Genomic DNA, 18,276 nt, shown 5'->3' with positions numbered 1-18,276 from the left:
TGAGCTACCGCACCACCCCACGGCACGCACCACGGCGGACCGTTGTGAGCGCTTCACCCAGGGTCAGACGCTTATCCGTGGGCCCACGGGTTGAGCACGCGACAGGGCCGGGCTGAGTACAAACGCTCATGGCGGGGTGCCCGGCCTGTTCCTACCGTGATGGATGGTCGGAGAGCGGGTATCGAACGGCAGGGATTCCATGAGCTCAGTCATGTATGAGGCGAGCAGCAGTTCCTGTGCCTCGGAGAACTGGCCGATGCTCTACCTGTGCGTGGTGGCCGTCCTGGCCGGGTTCGGTCTGCTGATCAACCTGATCGCTCTCTGGGTGTGCGTCAACGTCGACCAGCCCCCCAATGCATCGGCGCTGACGATGGTCCTGCTGCCGTGGATGGGCCTGATCGTGGCGGTGGTGGCTTCCGTGGGGCTGGGTCTGGAGGCTGCCAACCAGGGTGAATCTCCTTGGCGGTTCCTGCTTGCAGGCGCCGGGGCGCACCTCGGGGCTCTGTCAGCTGTAGCCCTTCTCATCTGGTCCGCTGCGAGGAGGGCCGATCGTGACGGCACCTCAGCGCAGGGTGCTGCCTGGCCCGGCGCGCGGGCCGGCGACACGCGCGGCACTGGAGTGAGGTCCGTGCGGGTGGCTGGAGCGAGCGGCCTGGCGGATGACGCACCGGAGCATGGTGGGTGCCGACGAGGTGGCACTTCGAAGGAACACCACGACCCCTCGACGCCGACACACCCGCGATCCTCTGCCACCGACCGTGCCGCGCACGCCGGCTCCCCTGGGGAATGGGAGACCCGGGTGATCCGCCGGCCGGACGACGTGGGATACGGGATCCTGCTGCCGTGGAGGGCTGAGAAGTACTTCGAGCACCATCATCGCCTGATGGACTGGCATGTGCCCGCCGGCTGCCATGTGGGCGAGGCAGCCACAGCGGGCGACGCCCTCGCGGTGCTCGCCCTGGGCGAGACCATCCACCGCACGGTCCTGTCGGACCGCCCCTGGTCCCTGCACGACGCTCTGAAGCTCGGAGCCACATGGAACGAGGTGGCGGCCGCACTGGACGGCACCACGGGCGAGGCCCGCGCCGTCCTGCGAACGTACGCGGAGGTACAGCGCCAGCAGTACGAGGAAACCGGGATGACGGGGTACAGGCCCTCCGGCTACTCCGCTGAGGAATACCGGTCCGTGCTCGCGCTCATCAGGCTGGCCGATGACGACCGGTCGGCGCCCGCCGAATAGCACGACGCGCAAGCCCCTGCACGATTGACGGCGAGACGCGGACTCAGGGTCGGCGATCAACGTCGAACTCCGCACGCGGTCCTGGCCGGGCTGCGTGCGTCGAACGCCGGCACCGGTCGGCCCCGAGCGTCTCCGCTACCTCTTCCTCGTCAGCGCGGCAAGAGCACCGGTAACTCCACCCGAACGTGGGCAGGTTGAAGGTGCCGCCGCTGCCCTCCAGGTCCCTTTTCCTCTTCTCGACAAAAGCCTTGAAGGAGGCCTCGTCGTTCTCCGAAACGTCCACATCCTCGGACATGCCGCCTTCATACCGCTCGTCATCGCCGACGTACCGGCCGACGGACATCGTCGCTAACCACAGGGGGAAGAACACCGCACCCGGAGCGGCCCCACGGGCACACATCACCACGCGATCGGTCGCCCCGCTCATCAGCTCCCGAAATCCCTGACCCCGCCCCCATACGTACGGCCTCACACCTCCGCCTGCTTGTGGACGGGCGGGCGCTGGCGGAGGGCACCACGGGGTGGGTCCGCAAGGGCTACGTGCAGCCGTCGGTCTGCATGCGGAGCAACCGGCAGAGCCGCCGGTACCGGGCCCGTCCGGGTGACCGGAGTCGCAGGTGGTACGCCGACTAGCCCCGAGAATTCGAACAGGGGTACGTTTCTGGGGTGAGCGAAGACACCCCGACGGACCCGCACCAATTCCCCGCCGACCTCAAGCGGCTCCAGGCTGAGCTCCACCATGCCCGCGCCGAGCATCGGGCACTGTGCCGGGCCCTGCCCTGGTCGGTGGAGCGCCTGCCCGGCTGGCCCGGCACTGCCCACCCCCACACCGGAGAGGTGACCGGCGGGCGGGAGCCGTCCCCCGGATACACCCCCGATCAGGCCGCTGAGGAACAGCGTCTGTGGGACCGGGTACGGGACCTCTCGATCGAGGTCTCCACCCATCCGTACTGGACCAAGCCGGAGCACGGCCCGGAATGGGACGTGGCCCGTATGGCGCTCATGACCCACAAGGACGTCATCGCCTTCACCGGTCTCTGTGAGTCCGCGCAGGCGGGTGGGCGCCGTCGGACATGTCGATAGTCGAGCGGCTGGCCAAGCAGCGGGCCGTCCGCGACTGGCTCCGCCGGCAACGCGACCAGACCGAACGGATCATCCGCGACCTGGAGCTCCAGGCCACCGAGGCCCGACGCCGCCGCCGCGAGGCCGCACATCGCGAATCGCGGTGGGTCCTCTCGCGGTCCCGGGCCGCACCGGGGCACCCCGGGGCCGCACCACGGCACCCCGAGCTGCACAGGCCCCGAGCCGCACCGGGGCACCCCGAGCTGCACCGGGGCGGCCGCTCTCTCGCGGCCAAGCACGGGGCCGGCGTCCTCCTGGACCGCGCCGACGTCGTGGCCGCAGCCGAGCCCCACGCCGACCTGGGTGCGGCGGCTGACCATGAGGCCCATGCCATCGAGTTCGCATGTGATCCGTGACGCCGACCACGGGTGCTCCCGTCGCATCGCCTCGATTCGCTGCACGATGGCGGCCCTGGTCGCGCTGGGCAGGTGGTGTGGCGTCGAGGACCGGCCGAGCAGCCCGAGGCCGCCGTGCTTACGCCACGGCTTCCCCACGTGGATCCGCACGCGCGTGAGCTGCCCGTCTTCCGCGGCGACGTGCGCAGTCGGACGCGTCTACGGCGATCGATCACCTGCGGCGGCCTTCCCCGGAGAGGGGTGCGTTGGCTGGGGTCATAGCCTGCCCACGATGAAGGTGGTGCTGGCCACGGCGAGGAGCAGGTAGCCGCCCGGGAAGGCGATGTTGCGGAAGACACGTGCGCGGACGTGAGCCAGGACCGCGCCGATGAAGAACACGGTCAAGCCGATTCCTGCCGCCAGGCCCAGCCGGTGGAGCCCGAGAAGCCCCATGAGCAGGCCGGCAGCGCCCAAGAGTTTGAGGGTCGCCAGGTACGGCACCGCGCCTGGCGGGAGTCGGACCTCTGCGGAGTTCGCCAGCACGAACGGTGCCCGCGCGTAGTCCGCGATCGCAATGGAGGCGTTTGCGACGACGCACCCCACAGTGGCGATGATCAGTACGGAGCTCATGAGTTGTACGCCCCCACGACGGGAGACGGCTCTGTGGGAATCGGCGTTGCCACGGCGCGGTTGATCAGGTCTCGGAGCCGAGCGGCTTGCGGCAATCCCACCCATGGATCTTCTGCTGCCTCCACCATCCCGGAGGCCAGGACGAAGTCCTGCCCCGACTCACTGGAGTACGCCGTGTAGACCGTGCCCCGGGGAGATGCCGCGTGGAGAGCGGCGAACACCCTCGCACGGTGCGACCGGACCTCGGCAGCCGTACCGCTGTCGGTGCGCAACCGCGCCATCTGTAGGCTCATGACGTTGTCATCTCCTCGGGATGCGAACAGGAATGGTGAACCGACCGTCCTGACGTACGCAAGCCCGGAAAGGTGACACCCATGCCGATCACCGTCGAGGAATTCGAGACCGCGCGACCGCAGCTGCTGTCGGCTGCCCACCGCATGCTCGGATCGGCGCATGACGCCCAGGACGCCGTCCAAACGGCATGGTTGCGGGTCATGACCGCCCGACACTCACCATCGATTGAGAACCCGTCGGCCTGGCTCACGAACGTCACCGCCAGGGTCTGCCTGGACGAGCTGCGTGCCAGACGCCGCCGCAACGAAGCGCCGCTGCTCGCGGACGCCATCCCGGCCGCAGAACTGGCCGCGGACGAAGCGATCCTCCGAGCGGATGACGTCTCCCGGGCACTCATGGTCCTTTTGAACCAGTTGACCCCGTCCCAACGGGTGGCGTACGTCCTGCACGACCTGTTCTCCATGCCCTTCGACCAGATCGCGCACGTGCTGGGCGGGACGGTGCCCGGTGCCAAGAAACACGCCAGCAGGGCCCGACAACGCCTGGAAGGCGCCCCGCATGCCTCGGAGCGGAGCAGTCGACCGGACCAGCGGATCGTCGAAGCGTTCCTGACAGCAGCCCAAACCGGGGATACGCGCCGCATGCTCCAGCTGCTCGCGCCCGACAGCGTCCGCGACGCCGACGCTGCGCTCCTGCCTCGCGGGGCCGGCACCGTCGTCATCGGCGCTGTCGACATCGCCACCGAGACCGTGCGTTTCCGTGATCGCGTTCAGGCGGTCTGCAGACTCACGGTCAACAACAAGCCGGTGTACCTCATCGCCCCGGGAGGACATCCCCTCGCCACGATCGAGATCAGCACGGCCAACCAGAAGATCACGAGAATCGCGCTGCGAATGGCCCAAGCCGACGACCACTTCGCGGCCGCCCCACCGTCGACGACCTCCTGACCCGCAGAACATCCAAGGGCTCGCAGATCATCGACGCGTTGTCTCGACCCTGCTGCCACCCTCGCTGCCCCGAGCGAGGAACTGGGTGCGGAGGACCGCGAGCGTGACGGGCGGAGTATCGGCGGGTGGGATCACGATTCCGTGCACCTTGGGCAGCCTCCAGATCTCCAGGAATGTGCGGTGCACGGCGGTGCGGCTGCTGCCGAAGAGCACGGCAAGAGGTTCTGCGGCAGGGCGAGGTACGGGTGGAGCACGGTGACCCACCTACTCGTCACGGGCACCCTCGCGCTGGCCAACGGGCCTGCCGCCGCCCGTGCCCGCCAGACCTCGGACCTGCCGCCGCCGGTCACGCGCTCGACCAGCCTGTACAGCCCGGCGATCACCCAACCCGAGAACGGCGAGCTGCGATCCACAAGGTGCATGGGAGCACGGGGCGGGGGTAGGCGGGCGAGGCCGTCCGAGGTGGATCGGACGGATCGTCAACTTCAGTGAGGCCGTGGGGGGGCACGTGAACAGGATCGCGCTTCGAGGACCGTGGCGGGCGGGAGCGGTGGCGTCGACGGCGTGTGCCTTGCTGCTGCTCGGGATCGCTCCGCCGGCGTCATCGGTGTCGTCGGGCGAAGGGCCTGCGGCGATGCCCGTACGGAGCGGCACCTTCGGGTACCGGGCCAACGCCCGGGGCGACAGCCGGGTCGTGGGAGCCACCGCGAAGCCGCCGTTCAAGAAGCTGTGGCAGCGAGACCTGGGTTCGGTCGTGTCGGCCCCCGTGGCGGTGGGCGGCCAGGTCTTCGCCGTCGTCAACGCGGATCAGGGCGACGAGGGCGGCCCGCGCATGGAACTCGTCGGGCTCGACGCCGCGACGGGCAGGTCTCTGTGGCCACAGAGATTCCTGACCAGTCGGCCCAACGCCACCGTCACCTACGGAGGGGGGCTGCTCTACACCCAGACCATGGACGGTCAGGTACGGGCGTGGGATCCGGCCACCGGGACGGTGAAGTGGACCGTGGAGCTCGGTAACGGGTTCTGCCACTACCCGCCCACCTGGTACGCCAACGTCGTCTACGCGCAGGACGGCCGGGGCAGGGCCTTCGCGCTGCGGGCCGACACCGGCGCACGCCTGTGGGAGGCGCCCCTCGTCGAGAACGGGTTCGCCCCCGTCCTCGTCGACGAGGACGGCGTCTGGATCGGCTTCGACAATCTCGCCTACCAGCGGCTCGACCGGGCGACCGGGAAGGAGCTGCGGCGCTACGACGTGCCCGACATGTCCGGGCCGGGCGGGAACCCCGCCGCGTTGGGCGGGGGCGCCCTGTGGCTGCGGAACAGCTTCGCCGACGACTCGAACGTCGTCGCCTACGACCGCAGGACGGGCGCCGTGGTACGGAGGCTGCCCGCCGACGCCACGCCCGCGTTCGGCACGGGGCGGGTGTACGTCGCCAACCGCGGCGTGGTGAAGGCCCTCGACACCACCGCCGGATATGCCACGCGCTGGACCTATACCAGCCCGCGCCAGGCGGCGACGGTGCGCCTGGTCGCCGGGGGGCACGTGTACGTAGCCGACGGCTCCGGCGAACTGGTGGTCCTGGCGGAGCGGACGGGGGAGAGGGTCTGGTCGTACCGACTGTCCGCGGAGCCGCATCCGATGGAGAACATCGTCGCGGAGAACGACGGGCGGGGCTGGACCGTGCCGGGGCTGGGGACGGCGCAGGGGAGGGTGTTCGTACCGGCGCAGGGCGGCGCTCTGATCGCGTTCGGCAACGCCTGACCTGGTGGTCGCGGCTGAGACGGGGTGCCCGGGCGGCGGGGCGTCCCGTCGGCCCGTGCGGAAACCGCGAATGCTTCGGCCGGTCGGGAGCTCTTTACTCATCAGTGCCATCGCCGCCGTCGGGCCCCACCTTGCGTTGACGTCATACCGGTGGAATTGCGGGCCAGAGGCAGGCGGAGGCTTATGAAGATGGTCCCCCTATTTTTCGGCCTCCTCTTGACCCTGCTCCTTTCGGTGCCGGATTTGCGCTCACGTTTCTCTGGTGGGTCGCGATCGTCGTGGTGGTCATGTGGCTGACCGGCTTCGTCGACCGCCCCAAGACGGCAGCGGACGGTGGTACCGCCGGCAGCGGACACGCCATCAGCGCTGGACGACCGGCTCCGAAGCTCGTATACGCAGATGAATGAGCCGGGATGAACGGGGTAGGCGATATTCAGCGGCAAATGCAGAACAACACGGTCCGTGGTGTGGCTAAGACACCCACCCGTGTGTGTCGCAGGCAAGAAGAAGTAAGAGCGGGATAACCGCAAAATCGACTTGAGGAGTTGTTTCTCGCATGACGGAGAACCTGTGGAACTACACCCCGACTTCGGGCTACCTGGCCGGCGTGGACCTCATCGGCTACAAGGTGGAGGCGACGGACGGCTCCATCGGCAAGGTCGACAAGCACTCCGACGAGGTCGGTGACGCCTATCTGGTCGTGGACACGGGCGTGTGGATCTTCGGCAAGGAGGTCCTCCTTCCCGCGAGCACGGTGACCCGGATCGACCAGGACGACCGGAAGGTCTATGTCGACCGGACGAAGGACCAGATCAAGGACGCCCCGGAGTTCCACCGTGACAAGCACCTGGGCGAGGACCGCGGATACCGCGACGAGCTGGGCACCTACTACGGCCGCCCGCACTGAGCACTTCAAGGCGACGCGGCGGGGCCCGGACTCATGGAGTCCGGGCCCCGCCGCGTCCCCGAGAACCTGCAAGCTGCGGACGACGGAGATCGCGTGCTGACGGGCCTCGGTGACGCGTCCCGGAAAGGCCTGACCGGCCCCTGGTCGCACAAGCTTCCGCACCTCGGCGAGCCGGCCCCGACATCGGGTACCTCCAAGAGGTCGTGCGGTGGTGGGACCACTGGCTCAAGGGCATCGGCAACGGAGTGATGGACGGTCCCATGCTCCGGACCTGGATGCAGGAGCGGGTTCCGCCCGCCACCTCGTACGAGGGACGACCGGGCCGGTGGATCGGCGAACCGTTCTGGCCCTCCCCGAACGTGGCCGGATCCGTGCTCCCCCTGCGTGACGGCGCGCTCCGGATGCCCGGGGAGCCCGCCCCACATGACGGCCGCCCGGCCGCCGACCACGCGTACACGGTCCAGCCCCCCTGACCGTCGGCCAGTTCGCCGGCGAGTGGGGCGTCGTACAACGCCCCACTCGACGTGCCGTACGACCAGCGCGAGGGGACGACGGCTCGCTCGTCTTCCACACCGAACCCCTGACCGAGCGCATCGAGATCCTCGGCGCGCCCGCGCCGTCGTGGAGCTGTCGGCCGACACCCGGGCCCAGCTGAACGTCCGGCTCTCCGACGTCGCACCGGACGGCCGCGCGACCCGGGTGACCTAAGGCGTGCTCAACCTCGTGCGCCGCGACAGCGAGGCGGCGCCCGCCGAGCTGCCCCCCGAACGGCGCTACACGGCCAAGGTGCCGCTCCACGGAGTCGCCCGGGCGTTCCCACCCGGCCACCGCATCCGGCTGTCCCTGTCCACCTCGTACTGGCCACTCGTCCGGCCCGCCCCCGAACCGGTGCCGCTCACCGTGTACGAGAACGGCAGCTCCCTCTCCCCGCCGGTGCGCGACAACGACGTCGCGACGGACGCGGAGCTGCGTCCCTTCGGAGAACCGGAGGGCTGCGCGCCGCCCGCCGTCACGCGGCTGTGCGAAGCGGAGCAGGCCTGGACCCGAACCTCAGCCGGTCCCGGGCGGCGGTCGCACGGGTGTGCCACGGCAGTGCGGGGGCATACGGACAGCACCCTTCGGAAGGAGCCCCGCACATGCTCGGCATAGCAGCCGCCGTCCTGTTCTTCTTCGCTTTCCTGATCAACGCCGCAGACATCGGCACCAACCACGTGTTCTCGTCGACGAACGTGATGCTGCTCGGGCTCACGGCCCTGGCTCTGCACCTCGCGGGCATCGGTGCGAGCCGTACCCGTCACACCAACGGACGCCGCCGGCCCTGGTCCCGCTCCTGACCCCCGCTCGGCGGTGAGTCCCACGCCCTGGCGCAGCCGGCGCGCGACATCCTCGCGGGCTGCCTGTGCCGAGGACGACGGGCACCGACGGCGTCCTCGGCCGCGTCGCAGCCGCCGGTCGGCACCGGCCCACCCGCGGGTTCGACATCCCGGTACGGATCTTCCGCCGACCATCCGACAGCGCGAAGCCGCTCGCCCTGGCATCCAGGATCAGCGCGATCCGGTCGTGAGCTCCGGGCGGACACGTACGCCGCGACCCATGCCGCCCGTCGGCGGGAGCGGGCCCGCCGCGTCCACGTATACGCGCCGGGACCGTGGGGCCCGGTGGACCTCCCAGCCGATCGACATGCCTCGCGGTCCCATCCGACCGCGTGCCGCATGGAATGACCGTCAGTGGTAAGCCGCAGCTCATGAAATCCACGACGAATCCAGACCCGGCCGACCAAGAGCCCGACCCCGGCAGGTCCGGCGCGGTGGGGCCGTCCAGCCAGGTCGAGGAGCAGGCGCCGGACAAGCTCTCGCAGTTGCCGAAGAGGTCCTGGAAAGCCGTGTTGCGCGGCACACTCAGGGAATTCAAGGACGACGAGCTGACCGACCGCGCTGCGGCGCTGACCTACTACGGGATCCTGGCCGTCTTCCCGGCTCTCCTCGCGCTCGTGAGCCTTCTGGGCATCGCGGGCGAGTCGGCCACCAGGCAGGTGCTGGACAACATCCAGAAGCTTGCCCCCGGCCCGGCTCGCGACGTGATCACCGACGCGGTGACGCAGATTCAGGGCAACAGCGGCCTGGGTTCCGTCGCCGCGCTCGTCGGCCTGGTCCTCGCCGTCTGGTCGGCCTCCGGATACATCGCCGCGTTCATCCGGACCTCGAACGCCGTCTACGACATGCCCGAGGGCCGTCCCGTATGGAAGATCCTTCCCCTGCGCCTCGTTCTGACGGTGACACTCATGATCCTGCTCGTTCTCAGCGCGCTGATCGTGGTGTTCACCGGCGGCCTGGCACAGCACGCGGGAGACGCCCTGGGGGTGGGTTCCACGGCGATGACGGTGTGGTCGATCGCCAAGTGGCCGGTCCTGGTTCTGCTCGTCACCACGATGATCGCCCTTCTGTACTGGGCCGCTCCGAACGCGAAGGGGCGCGGCTTCACTTGGATCACCCCTGGCAGCTTCCTCGCACTCCTCCTCTGGATGATCGCCTCGGCCGGCTTCGCCTTCTACGTGGCGAACTTCAGCTCGTACAACAAGACGTACGGCGCCCTCGCCGGAGTGATCGTCTTCCTGGTGTGGCTGTGGATCAGCAACCTGGCCGTACTCCTCGGCCTGGAGTTCGACGCCGAGATGTCCCGCCAGCGCGCCGTCGTCGGCGGCCACCCCGAGGGCGAGGAGCCCTATGTCGAGCCGAGGGACACCCGCGCGTGGACGGACGAGGACCGCCACCGCCTGAACTGATCGAGGCGGGGGCCCTTGCGCGAGCCTGCTGGGACGAGCGGCACACCCGGCAGGCGTGTCCCGAAACGGCGATGCAGAGGCGAGCGGACACGCCGACCGGCGCGTTCGTGACGACTGAGGCCGACCCGCGTGAAGGCCGGGCAGGCGGGCTACGCGCCCCCCTGCTCCCGGCCGGGTCCCTGTGGCCCGGAGGGCACCGTGCCGCGCACGAGGACGAAAGGAAGACGATGCTTCACAGCGCGTGGAACACGGTCGACGCCGCGGTGCGACGTGTGGGCAGGGGTTTCCGCGTGCCGGGGCCGGAGCGGGACGGCCTGGTGCTCGGCGCCAAGAGCGTGGGAGCCGCGACACTGGCGTGGATGCTTGCCCGGCACCTGCTTCCGGCGGCCGTGACCACCTTCGCGCCGTTCACCGTGCTGGTCGTGCTGCAGGCCACGGTCTACAGGTCGGTACGCGAGTGCGCCCGGTATCTGATGGCCATGGCAGCGGGCGCCGTGCTTGCCGCCGCTCTGGCGGCCTGGGCCGGCATCCACTGGTGGGCGTTCGCCATCCTGGTCCTGCTGGGTCTGACCGTCGGCAGATTACGGCCCTTCGGGGGCCAGGGCGCTCAGGTCGCCGTAGTGGGGCTCTTCGCCTTCTCCGCCGGGGCAGGGCGCCTCGACTACATCGGCCACCTCACCGCATCCGTGGGGATCGGAGCCGTATGCGGCCTCGGCACACACTTCCTGCTCGCCCCCGCCCGTCACACCCGGCGCCATCAGAAGGCGGTCGCCGCCGTCTGCCGCGAGATCTCGGTCGGCACGCGCGCGCTCGCCGAGGCTTCGGCCACCGGTGGGGGAGACGCGGACGCGGTGCGACGACTGCGCGCGGGATGGCGCCGGCCGGCATCGGAATGCGACCGGCTGCACGGCGAGGTGGACGCCGAGACGGAGAACTCGCGGCTCAACCCCCGGCACACCGTCGACCCCCGCCACGAGGCCATGCCCCGCGCCCGTGAGGCGCTGACCATCGCCCAACGCGCGCTGGATCACCTGCAGTCCATCACCCGGACCCTGGACTACGCCCTGACCGACGGACACGTCGAGGCCGTGTCACCGGAGTTCCGATCCGAGTACGCCGCGCTCCTGAACCGCGCGGCCGACGTCCTGGAGGAGATCGGCCGGGCCGAGCCGACCGATCGCCGGCGTCTGGAGGAAGACCTCGACCACGCCGACGACCACCTGCGCCGCATCCAACCACTACAGCGACCGTCGGCGGTGCCCGCCGCTCCCACGCTGCAGGGGACGCTCCTGACGGACGCCGCCCGCCTCATGGCCGACATCCGTTCCCACCTCCACGTCATCGCCGCCGTACGGGTGTGACAGGCGTGCGTTCGGTGCGCGGATCGCGCTCCATGCCCGTCGTCGGGCTGGACAACGCCACCCAGGTCTCCGTTCCACCTCCACACTGTGCATACCGGGCCTGCCCGGCGAGTTGCCGCATGCAGGCACCGGCGTCCGATGAGGGGGCGGCGGCCGGCCGGCGCGTACCCGATCCCCCTACGCGTCCGCGCGCTCAGCTTCCGCCGGTGCCGAGCGGGGCGAGCGGGGCACCGCCACCTGCCGCCCAGGCCGCGGAGATGTGGTCGCCGAGGCGGTCTTCCGGCAGGACGGTGGCCGCGCAGCCGAAGGCGATGTCGGCCTCGGGTTCGGGTTCGTCGGCGAGGAGGCCGCCGATGACCTCGTGGCGCACCACCTGTTCGTGGACGGCGTCGGCCTCCACGTGTTCGGCGTAGAAGTGCTCCGCGGCCGGTCCCGCCCCGCAGCGCCGCATCGCTTCGGCGAGGCGACGGGAGCCGGGGGAGGAGGTCACCTCGACGCAGGCGAAGTGGCCGTCGAGCGCCCCGCGCAGCGCACGGTGGAGCTCGAAGAGCGACATCAGGTTGACGGTGGCGAGAAGAGGCGCGGGCGCCTGCGGGAGGTAGTGGCCGTAAGCGGGGTCGAGACCGAGGCCGACCATGAGGTCTGCGAAAAGCTGGGCGTGCATGTTCTCGGGCCGGCCCGCACCGAACTCGTCGTACTCGATGGCGACCATCGCAGCCTTGGCCCGGCCGGTGAGGAGGGGAATGACGCAGGCGTGGGGATCGGCTTCCTGGAGGTGGTAGAGGGAGCGCAGAGCGGCGTACTCGCGCAGCTGCCACAGCTCTCCGTCCTTCTCCAGGTGGTGGCTGAGGCTGTCGGAGAGTTCCACGGGCTCGACCAGGAGCGGTGCGAACGCCTCCTCGACGGTCCGGGGTGCGTCCGCCAGCTCGCAGCGCAGAGCCTGCAGGAAGCGCTCCTCCATGGCCTGGCGCGGTCGCAGCAGTTCGGGGTCCCACTCCCGCTCGTCGGCCACCGCCTCGAACCCGCGGTAGTGCAGCTCGTAGAGCAGATAGAGCGCCAGGTGCAGGTCTTCACCCCACGGGTCTGTCTCCCGGACCGCCCGGCGCGTGTGCACCGGAGCGGCTCCGGTCCGCAGCGCCTCGACGACGCGGTCGGACAGCTCCCCGCGCCCGTCGACCCGACGGGGTCCGCTCGTGGTCGCCGGCATGTCGACGCTGCGTGCGGTCATGAGGGGGTTCCTGTCCTCGACCTGTCGGGCGAGCCGTCCGCACTCTTCGCGTGGACGGGGGCTGGTGCCGTACCACGGGTAGGCGCGACTGCGGCGGCCGCCACGCTCGACGGGATCGCAGAAGGGGGCCCCAGGGAACGAACGCGCGGGCGGTGACTTCCGCGTCCATCCCCGCAGCGGCCAGCCGTACTGGTCACGGTGTACCTCCGTGAGGGGGGACCGGTTCGCGAGCCGGCGGCCGCTTCGCTCCACTGCCCCCGGCCAGCCGACTCATCCGGATCTCGGGCGATCACGTCGCCGACGCACCCACGGTCGCTTCGCGGCAGACCCGCGCAGCGGCCCGCGACGTCAGGGACGGGTAACCCCTCCATCTGGATCATTCTCCGGGATCCCCCACGATGGCGCGCGTGGCCGCGCCGCAGGGAGCTGCTGCCCGGTCCGGGCGGCGGCTCCGCGTCGGTCGCCGTAACCAGCAGGCCCCGAGCGGGAGAGCGCCCCCTACGACGCCGGTGAGGATGAGGAAGGGAGAGCCTGGCTTCCGGCCGCGAGGTTTCCGAGGGCGATCATGCCGGGCGTCTGACCGGAGTGAGATCGTTCACGACCGGCGAGGCGGGGCGTGCGCACGGGAGGACGGCTCGGTGCCTGTGCCGCCTCGCGTGACGCTGCGAGGGCTTCGGGGGTCGGACCGAACCGCCCGTGATAGGCAGCGAGCCCCGGACCGCGAGGGTCCGAGGCTCGGCTCGACGGTACAGGGGTGATAGGTGGGGGCACCGGTATGCGGGGCGGCTCGGCGGGGGACACCTTCTGTATGACTTCCCACGATGACGGCCCCGACACGGCACACCGCAGACCCCAGGATGTCAGCGACGCGACCGTGGAGGCGCTGGGTTCCCTCTCCAAAGCGCTGGAGACTGTCGAGCGCGCTCGCGGTCACCTCTACGGCTTCCACCAGCTGACCGGTACGGCTGACTTCGAGCTGGACCAGGCGGTCGAGCTGCTGCGTGCCGCCGGACATGACGACTGGGCGGACCGTGTGGAGTCCGAGATCATCGGGCGCAACGTGATTCCCGGTCATTGGACCTTCCAGATCGTCGAGGCCTATGACCAGACGTACTACGAGCCCTTCCGCGACCTGGAACGTGGCGCGGTGGCCGACCTCGCCGACGGACGGCCGCACCTTCTGGAGGCCCGTCTGAAGGAGGCACGGCGCACCACCGGTCACCCCGACCACACGGCCTGCCCGGGAGCGTCCCCCACGAAGGAGTCTTCGAGCGGAGACGGTGGTCCGCCACGGACTGGACGCCCGTGACGTCCGTACGACCGGGGGGCGTTCGGCGACGGACGCCGCCACGTTCAGGGGACCGCACTGACCGCCGACAACCGCGCCGGACGTCACCCCGCACCGCCGACACACGCCCGCCGACCTCCAGCCATCGGCTCCTACGACCTCCCCGAGGCACGTGACGCTTCCGGCTAGTCGAACCAACCCTTGGACAGCACCCCTGACTCCCTGCCACGAGCCGTCGGGCACTCCAGGCAGGGAGCGCACCTCTGGCCGACATCCCTTCGGCTCCGGGAGCGACTCCGGCAAGACCTGCGACAGCGACGGCCGGGAGTTGCGCGCCCTCCGTCGCGACGTGCAGCACCGGTCGGCCCGCAGCCCGCACGATCGGGCGGCCCCCCATGCGCGGACTCGACACCGAGGGCGCTTACCGGGCGTGCCCCAGGCGGAGAGGCACCAGGCCGTCGCGTTTCGGGTTCTGATGGTAGAGGGACCGACGGGAGGCGTGCACCGTACGCCGGGTGAGACAGAGCTCGCCGGCCGGGACATGGCAGGTGGTGCACGGCACGGAGTAGGCGCCGTGCCGGAACCGGGCCGCGGTCGCGTGCGCGGCGTCGTGCGCCGCGTCCGCGGCAGGGGAGGCTATGACAGCGGTGAGGGGCATCAGGCGGTCCTGGTGGCCAGGAAGCGAGGGGCGGCCCCCGCGGTGGGGGAGTCGTGGCTGCGGTCGAGCATGTGATCCTCCTGCCCCGCAATGACCTGACAATGTGCGATCCACCTGTAGTAGGCAGTGCCAAGTCTCCTGTCCGTGGAGCGCCCAGCCGATGTCCCACTCTGTCAGCGCGGCTTTGTGATGCAGCAGTTCGTCGTTGTCCAGCACGAACCACTCGGATCGCCGGAAACCGTGCGGCGGTGCCTCGGCCGTCCCCCACCCTGAGGTGTGTCACGCCGAAGGGCCGCCCTGATGGCGATGCCGCGTCCGCCCCCGGCCGGGACGGTCAGTGGCCGTGGACGTCGCGGCACAGCTCCACCGCCCTCGGCGGAACCTTCATGCCCTGGGCCTGTCGGCAGAGTTGACGCATCTACGGGGTCGCCCCCGCAGCCGGGCGCCGCCGACGCGGGGCGGGGGCCCTCGGCGTCGTCCTCCTGACTGTGCTCATCGCCTTCTCGGCTCCCTCTTCACCGTGACCGCGCCGCCCTTCGACGCCGCGGCCGGGGCGGCACGCCGGTTGCTGGGCGCGGCCGCCGGGCGGAAGGACCTGCGGCGACCCCAGCCCGCCTCGACGGCCGCCGGGCGGACGGAGAGGCTTTGGCCCAAGGCCAGTTCGGCCACCCTGCCGAGCGACGGCACCCGCCCGCGCACGACGCGGAACGCGCCTACCAGCGGGTGGCTTCGCGACCGATGTCGGCGGCCATGTCGGCGGCCATGGCCCGCATGTCGCTCTCCGGCCCCTGCCGCTCGTCCATCTCCATGGCCTGCTGCAGCTCGTCGGTGATCTACGGGGAGCGGCCGGGGCGCCCGGTCATTTGTTCGAGGGGAGGGGGCTTGTCGTACCTGCGTGGTATTCATGTCCTCATGAGCCAGTTCCACGACTTCAACCTCAAGCTGCTCGTCCTCGAGGAGCTCATGTACGGCCCCGAGCCGCTCCTGCCGGTCTACGACCTGCCCGCGCGGCTGACCGAGCGGGGGATCGGTGATGCCGCGTCCTACGTCCTGGCCAACGGCCTCCACGCGGTCGTGTTGCCGGAGTCCCGGACTCATTTCGAGGCCTTGGAGATCCCGGCCGAGCTGCTAGCCCGTGTCGAGGAGCTGTGCTTCGACGCCGGGGCGGAGGTCTTCCGGCACTGCGCACCCGCCTGGGACGGTGAGGACGACCTGTTCGACGTCCGCTCGCTCGACGACCTCGCCCTGCTGCCCAACCTGCGCGAGGTCACCTTTGTGGAAGACGGCGTCCTGGCCGTGCCGGACGCGGCGGAGGTCTTCGCCGCCCGCGGCATCGCCACCGACTGAACCCTGGCCCCCACCGGGCACGCACCGCCGTGAAGCGGACGCTTCCGGCGCCTACGGGAGTTCCGGAGCGCCCGACGAGCCCGGCTCGCCCAGACGCTTCGGCAGCGGCGCCCCACGCACCACGATCAGCCCCGACGCCCGCACGTGTCAGCGCCATGTACGTGCGTGCCCGAACGAGACGGCTGAACCAGCACCAGGCGAGATCACTCGACGTAACGCGGCAGTCTAGTGCTGTGACCGGGATGGTTCACCGTGACCGGAGGGCGGCTCGTGGGACGAGCGCGCGCGAAACGGCTGGTATTACTGGAGCATGCAGGAAGAGACCGCACGCTCCGCGATCGACATGTTCATCTCCGCGTTCAACGCCTCGGACGACAGCTATGTGACTGCCCTGCTCTCCCAGGCCCTGACCTCAGACGTGGTCTTCTGGGGACCGCTGGGCCGCAGCGAAGGAATCGCGGCGGTCGAGCGGTTCGTGCTGGACATCCGGCGCCACCCGGCGGGGACCGGCACGATGGTGCGCTGCTCAGCGGTGGACATGCCTGACGAATGGGCCCGGTACCAGTGGGTCTTCACCACGCCGGACGGAGGCCCCCGCCTGGCGGGAACGGACGTCGTCCATCTACGGCGGAGCCTCATCGACCAGGTCATCGTCTTTGCGGGGGATATCGATCCGTCCGCCTCCTGAGTCGTCCTTCTGTCGGTGTCCTTCTCCTGAACTTGCCCCTTCGGCGTTCGGGAGCTGCGGTTCGGTTAGCCAGACTGCGGTGTTGAAGGGGCGTCTGCCCCAGCGGATGCCCTTTTCGCTGCGGATGCGGGCGCGTTCCTCGCGTTGGGCGGCGAGTACGTCGGGGTGGCGGGCGTTGGTGTTGCGCCAGCGCAGGTGGCTGTGCAGTGCCTGGGTTTGCACGGGGTGGCTGCGGTGGTGGGAGTTGGCCAGGGTGAACTGCCGCAGCGGGCCTCACCGCCGACGCGGATGTCACGTCTGTGCGCTTTCCGCAGGTAGGCGGCGAGTTTGCGGATCGACTATCGGGTGAAGGGCTGGCGGAGCTTGCTGGGGCGAGTGGTGGCCGTCCGGATGACGAAGTCCTTGTCATCACGACTGAGTAGGCGGGGACGGCCTCCCGCCCACTGAGGGTCCAGGCAGGCCAGGCCGATCTCGTTGAAGCGGGGGATCACATCGCGCACGGTGTCCTCGTCGGCCTGGACCAGCTGGGCGATCACTGGCACCCGGTTCCCACCCGCCGAGGCGAGCAGCATCACGCGCGCCGGGGGCGCACCGAACTAGTGCTGCCCCGGCGCACGATCTGCTACAGCGTCTGCCCCTCCCGGTCGGTCAGTCTGCGTACCCGGACAGGCTCAGCCACCGCGCCTCCAGCGGTCTGATCGGACGTCACCGCACATCCAACCGTCGCGACCACCAACCCGGCGAACCTTCCCGGCCAGAGCGCTAGGGTGCCCACGGCCCGAGCATGGACTTCATCGCATCCGTCACCGCGAACTGCAGCAGCGGTCCGTAGGTGATCCGGCCGACTCCGAGGCGACGGAACCGCTCAAGGTCGTGCTTGACGGGATGGGCCGTGGCGTTCACGGGAACGGCTACGGCGCCGGTCACCGCCGCGAGGAGGTCGTCGTCGTCCTGAATGCCCACCGGGTAGAGACTGTCGGCTCCGGCCCGCTCCATGGCCCGCAGGCGCTCGATCGCCTCGTCGAGGACGCTGGAGGCATCCTTCGTGTTCAGGAAGAGGTCGGTGCGCCCGTTGATCCAGACCGGGATCCCCGCGTCGTCAGCCGCCGCGCGCAGGCCGGCGATGTAGCTCGCGTGCTCCTGCGCGCTGCGCACGCGTCCGCCGTCCGAGTGGACGGTGTCCTCGATGTTGAGACCGACGCCGCCGACCTCGGTCAGCCCGGCGACGAGATCGGCGGGCTCGTGCCCGTACCCGGCCTCCAGATCCACGGACACGGGGACGTCAACCGCCGCGATGATCGGCCTGACGGCGGCGAGTACCTCCTCGAGAGTCTGTCCCTCGTGGTCGGCGGCCCCCCGGGAGTCGGCGAGCGGATGGCTGCCGACCGTCAGCGCGGGAAACCCGGCGCCGACAGCCGTCCGCGCGGACCAGACATCCCATACGGTCGGTAGCACGAGCGGCTTGTGGTCGGCGTGCAGCTGCTTGAGGCGCTGAGCGCGCTCGACGGTGGTGCGAGAGTCCATGCTGACGACGCTACCCCCCGGCTCGCACGAACAACGTGCCGACGGGCGGTGCCCGGTGGCGTAACGATACGGTTCCCCGCCGTGCCAGGGGGTGGCCGACCGCTGACGGCGTGGGGCAGCGATCCACTACCGGGCGATCGCGGTTACGGGCCGAGAGCATGGT

Annotated in this window: 17 protein-coding genes and 2 pseudogenes; 13 read left to right on the top strand and 6 right to left on the bottom strand. The window is 70.3% G+C overall.

The genetic code is table 11. From position 1 onward, the window contains the following. Positions 1-199 precede the first annotated feature (199 nt). Complete coding sequence (locus ACRRSS_RS19245) at positions 200-1,240, top strand: hypothetical protein (RefSeq protein ID WP_435972342.1); 1,041 nt, start codon at positions 200-202, stop codon at positions 1,238-1,240. A gap of 43 nt (positions 1,241-1,283) precedes the next feature. Here the strand turns inward: ACRRSS_RS19245 and ACRRSS_RS19240 are convergent, their stop codons facing one another. Continuing rightward, positions 1,284-1,667 (bottom strand): hypothetical protein, encoded by a 384-nt coding sequence (locus ACRRSS_RS19240; RefSeq protein WP_435972341.1) that lies wholly within the window; start codon positions 1,665-1,667, stop codon positions 1,284-1,286. 239 nt (positions 1,668-1,906) lie between these two features. Here ACRRSS_RS19240 and ACRRSS_RS19235 point away from each other — a divergent pair, with 239 nt between their 5' ends. Next, positions 1,907-2,323 (top strand): hypothetical protein, encoded by a 417-nt coding sequence (locus ACRRSS_RS19235; RefSeq protein WP_435972340.1) that lies wholly within the window; start codon positions 1,907-1,909, stop codon positions 2,321-2,323. Next, positions 2,314-2,718 (top strand): hypothetical protein, encoded by a 405-nt coding sequence (locus ACRRSS_RS19230; protein ID WP_435972339.1) that lies wholly within the window; start codon positions 2,314-2,316, stop codon positions 2,716-2,718. The genes ACRRSS_RS19235 and ACRRSS_RS19230 overlap by 10 nt, the downstream gene beginning before the upstream one ends. A 255-nt stretch (positions 2,719-2,973) precedes the next feature. Here the strand turns inward: ACRRSS_RS19230 and ACRRSS_RS19225 are convergent, their stop codons facing one another. After that, the gene (locus ACRRSS_RS19225; protein WP_435972338.1) at positions 2,974-3,327 is read right to left on the bottom strand and encodes a DoxX family protein; all 354 of its coding nucleotides are present in this window, start codon (positions 3,325-3,327) and stop codon (positions 2,974-2,976) included. A 374-nt stretch (positions 3,328-3,701) separates the two neighbouring features. On the opposite strand from ACRRSS_RS19225, the gene ACRRSS_RS19220 reads away from it, so the two are divergent. From ACRRSS_RS19220 to ACRRSS_RS19190, 7 genes and pseudogenes are all read left to right on the top strand, one after another. Next, positions 3,702-4,568, top strand: a complete 867-nt coding sequence (locus tag ACRRSS_RS19220; protein ID WP_435972337.1) for a sigma-70 family RNA polymerase sigma factor — start codon at positions 3,702-3,704, stop codon at positions 4,566-4,568. A 634-nt stretch (positions 4,569-5,202) separates the two neighbouring features. Beyond that, positions 5,203-6,330, top strand: coding sequence for an outer membrane protein assembly factor BamB family protein (locus ACRRSS_RS19215; protein ID WP_435972336.1), 1,128 nt, complete (start codon positions 5,203-5,205; stop codon positions 6,328-6,330). A 556-nt stretch (positions 6,331-6,886) separates the two neighbouring features. Beyond that, positions 6,887-7,237, top strand: a complete 351-nt coding sequence (locus tag ACRRSS_RS19210) for a PRC-barrel domain-containing protein (RefSeq protein WP_435972335.1) — start codon at positions 6,887-6,889, stop codon at positions 7,235-7,237. Positions 7,238-7,348: 111 nt separating this feature from the next. Continuing rightward, positions 7,349-8,278: pseudogene (locus ACRRSS_RS19205) on the top strand (CocE/NonD family hydrolase); the annotation flags it as partial. A 95-nt stretch (positions 8,279-8,373) separates the two neighbouring features. Further along, complete coding sequence (locus ACRRSS_RS19200) at positions 8,374-8,571, top strand: hypothetical protein (RefSeq protein ID WP_435972334.1); 198 nt, start codon at positions 8,374-8,376, stop codon at positions 8,569-8,571. 410 nt (positions 8,572-8,981) lie between these two features. Further along, positions 8,982-10,019: a YihY/virulence factor BrkB family protein gene (locus tag ACRRSS_RS19195; RefSeq protein ID WP_435972333.1), complete on the top strand. Its 1,038-nt coding sequence runs from the start codon at positions 8,982-8,984 to the stop codon at positions 10,017-10,019. Between the two features lie 227 nt (positions 10,020-10,246). Next, the gene (locus ACRRSS_RS19190; protein WP_435972332.1) at positions 10,247-11,380 is read left to right on the top strand and encodes an aromatic acid exporter family protein; all 1,134 of its coding nucleotides are present in this window, start codon (positions 10,247-10,249) and stop codon (positions 11,378-11,380) included. Between the two features lie 193 nt (positions 11,381-11,573). Here the strand turns inward: ACRRSS_RS19190 and ACRRSS_RS19185 are convergent, their stop codons facing one another. Continuing rightward, positions 11,574-12,608 carry an iron-containing redox enzyme family protein gene (locus ACRRSS_RS19185; protein WP_435972331.1) on the bottom strand — a complete coding sequence of 345 codons (1,035 nt, stop codon included), beginning with the start codon at positions 12,606-12,608 and terminating at the stop codon, positions 11,574-11,576. 808 nt (positions 12,609-13,416) lie between these two features. On the opposite strand from ACRRSS_RS19185, the gene ACRRSS_RS19180 reads away from it, so the two are divergent. Next, positions 13,417-13,917: a hypothetical protein gene (locus ACRRSS_RS19180; protein ID WP_435972330.1), complete on the top strand. Its 501-nt coding sequence runs from the start codon at positions 13,417-13,419 to the stop codon at positions 13,915-13,917. A 400-nt stretch (positions 13,918-14,317) separates the two neighbouring features. Here ACRRSS_RS19180 and ACRRSS_RS19175 read toward each other — a convergent pair whose 3' ends face one another. Next, complete coding sequence (locus ACRRSS_RS19175; protein ID WP_435972329.1) at positions 14,318-14,554, bottom strand: zinc finger domain-containing protein; 237 nt, start codon at positions 14,552-14,554, stop codon at positions 14,318-14,320. Positions 14,555-15,466: 912 nt separating this feature from the next. Here ACRRSS_RS19175 and ACRRSS_RS19170 point away from each other — a divergent pair. Both ACRRSS_RS19170 and ACRRSS_RS19165 read left to right on the top strand, forming a co-directional pair. After that, positions 15,467-15,901, top strand: a complete 435-nt coding sequence (locus ACRRSS_RS19170) for a DUF6892 domain-containing protein (protein WP_435972328.1) — start codon at positions 15,467-15,469, stop codon at positions 15,899-15,901. Positions 15,902-16,211: 310 nt separating this feature from the next. Then, on the top strand, positions 16,212-16,589 hold the full coding sequence (locus ACRRSS_RS19165) for a nuclear transport factor 2 family protein (RefSeq protein WP_435972327.1): 378 nt from the start codon (positions 16,212-16,214) through the stop codon (positions 16,587-16,589). A 72-nt stretch (positions 16,590-16,661) separates the two neighbouring features. Here the strand turns inward: ACRRSS_RS19165 and ACRRSS_RS19160 are convergent. After that, positions 16,662-17,208, bottom strand: a pseudogene (locus ACRRSS_RS19160) (helix-turn-helix domain-containing protein); the annotation flags it as partial. Between the two features lie 143 nt (positions 17,209-17,351). Continuing rightward, a complete protein-coding gene (locus tag ACRRSS_RS19155; protein ID WP_435972326.1) occupies positions 17,352-18,113 on the bottom strand; it encodes an isocitrate lyase/PEP mutase family protein in 762 nt (253 codons plus the stop codon). Between the last annotated feature and the right edge of the window lie 163 nt (positions 18,114-18,276).

The sequence above is a fragment of the Streptomyces sp. Qhu_M48 genome, from assembly GCF_051305195.1.
GTDB lineage: Bacteria > Actinomycetota > Actinomycetes > Streptomycetales > Streptomycetaceae > Streptomyces.
This window is presented reverse-complemented; position numbering and strand designations above follow the sequence as displayed.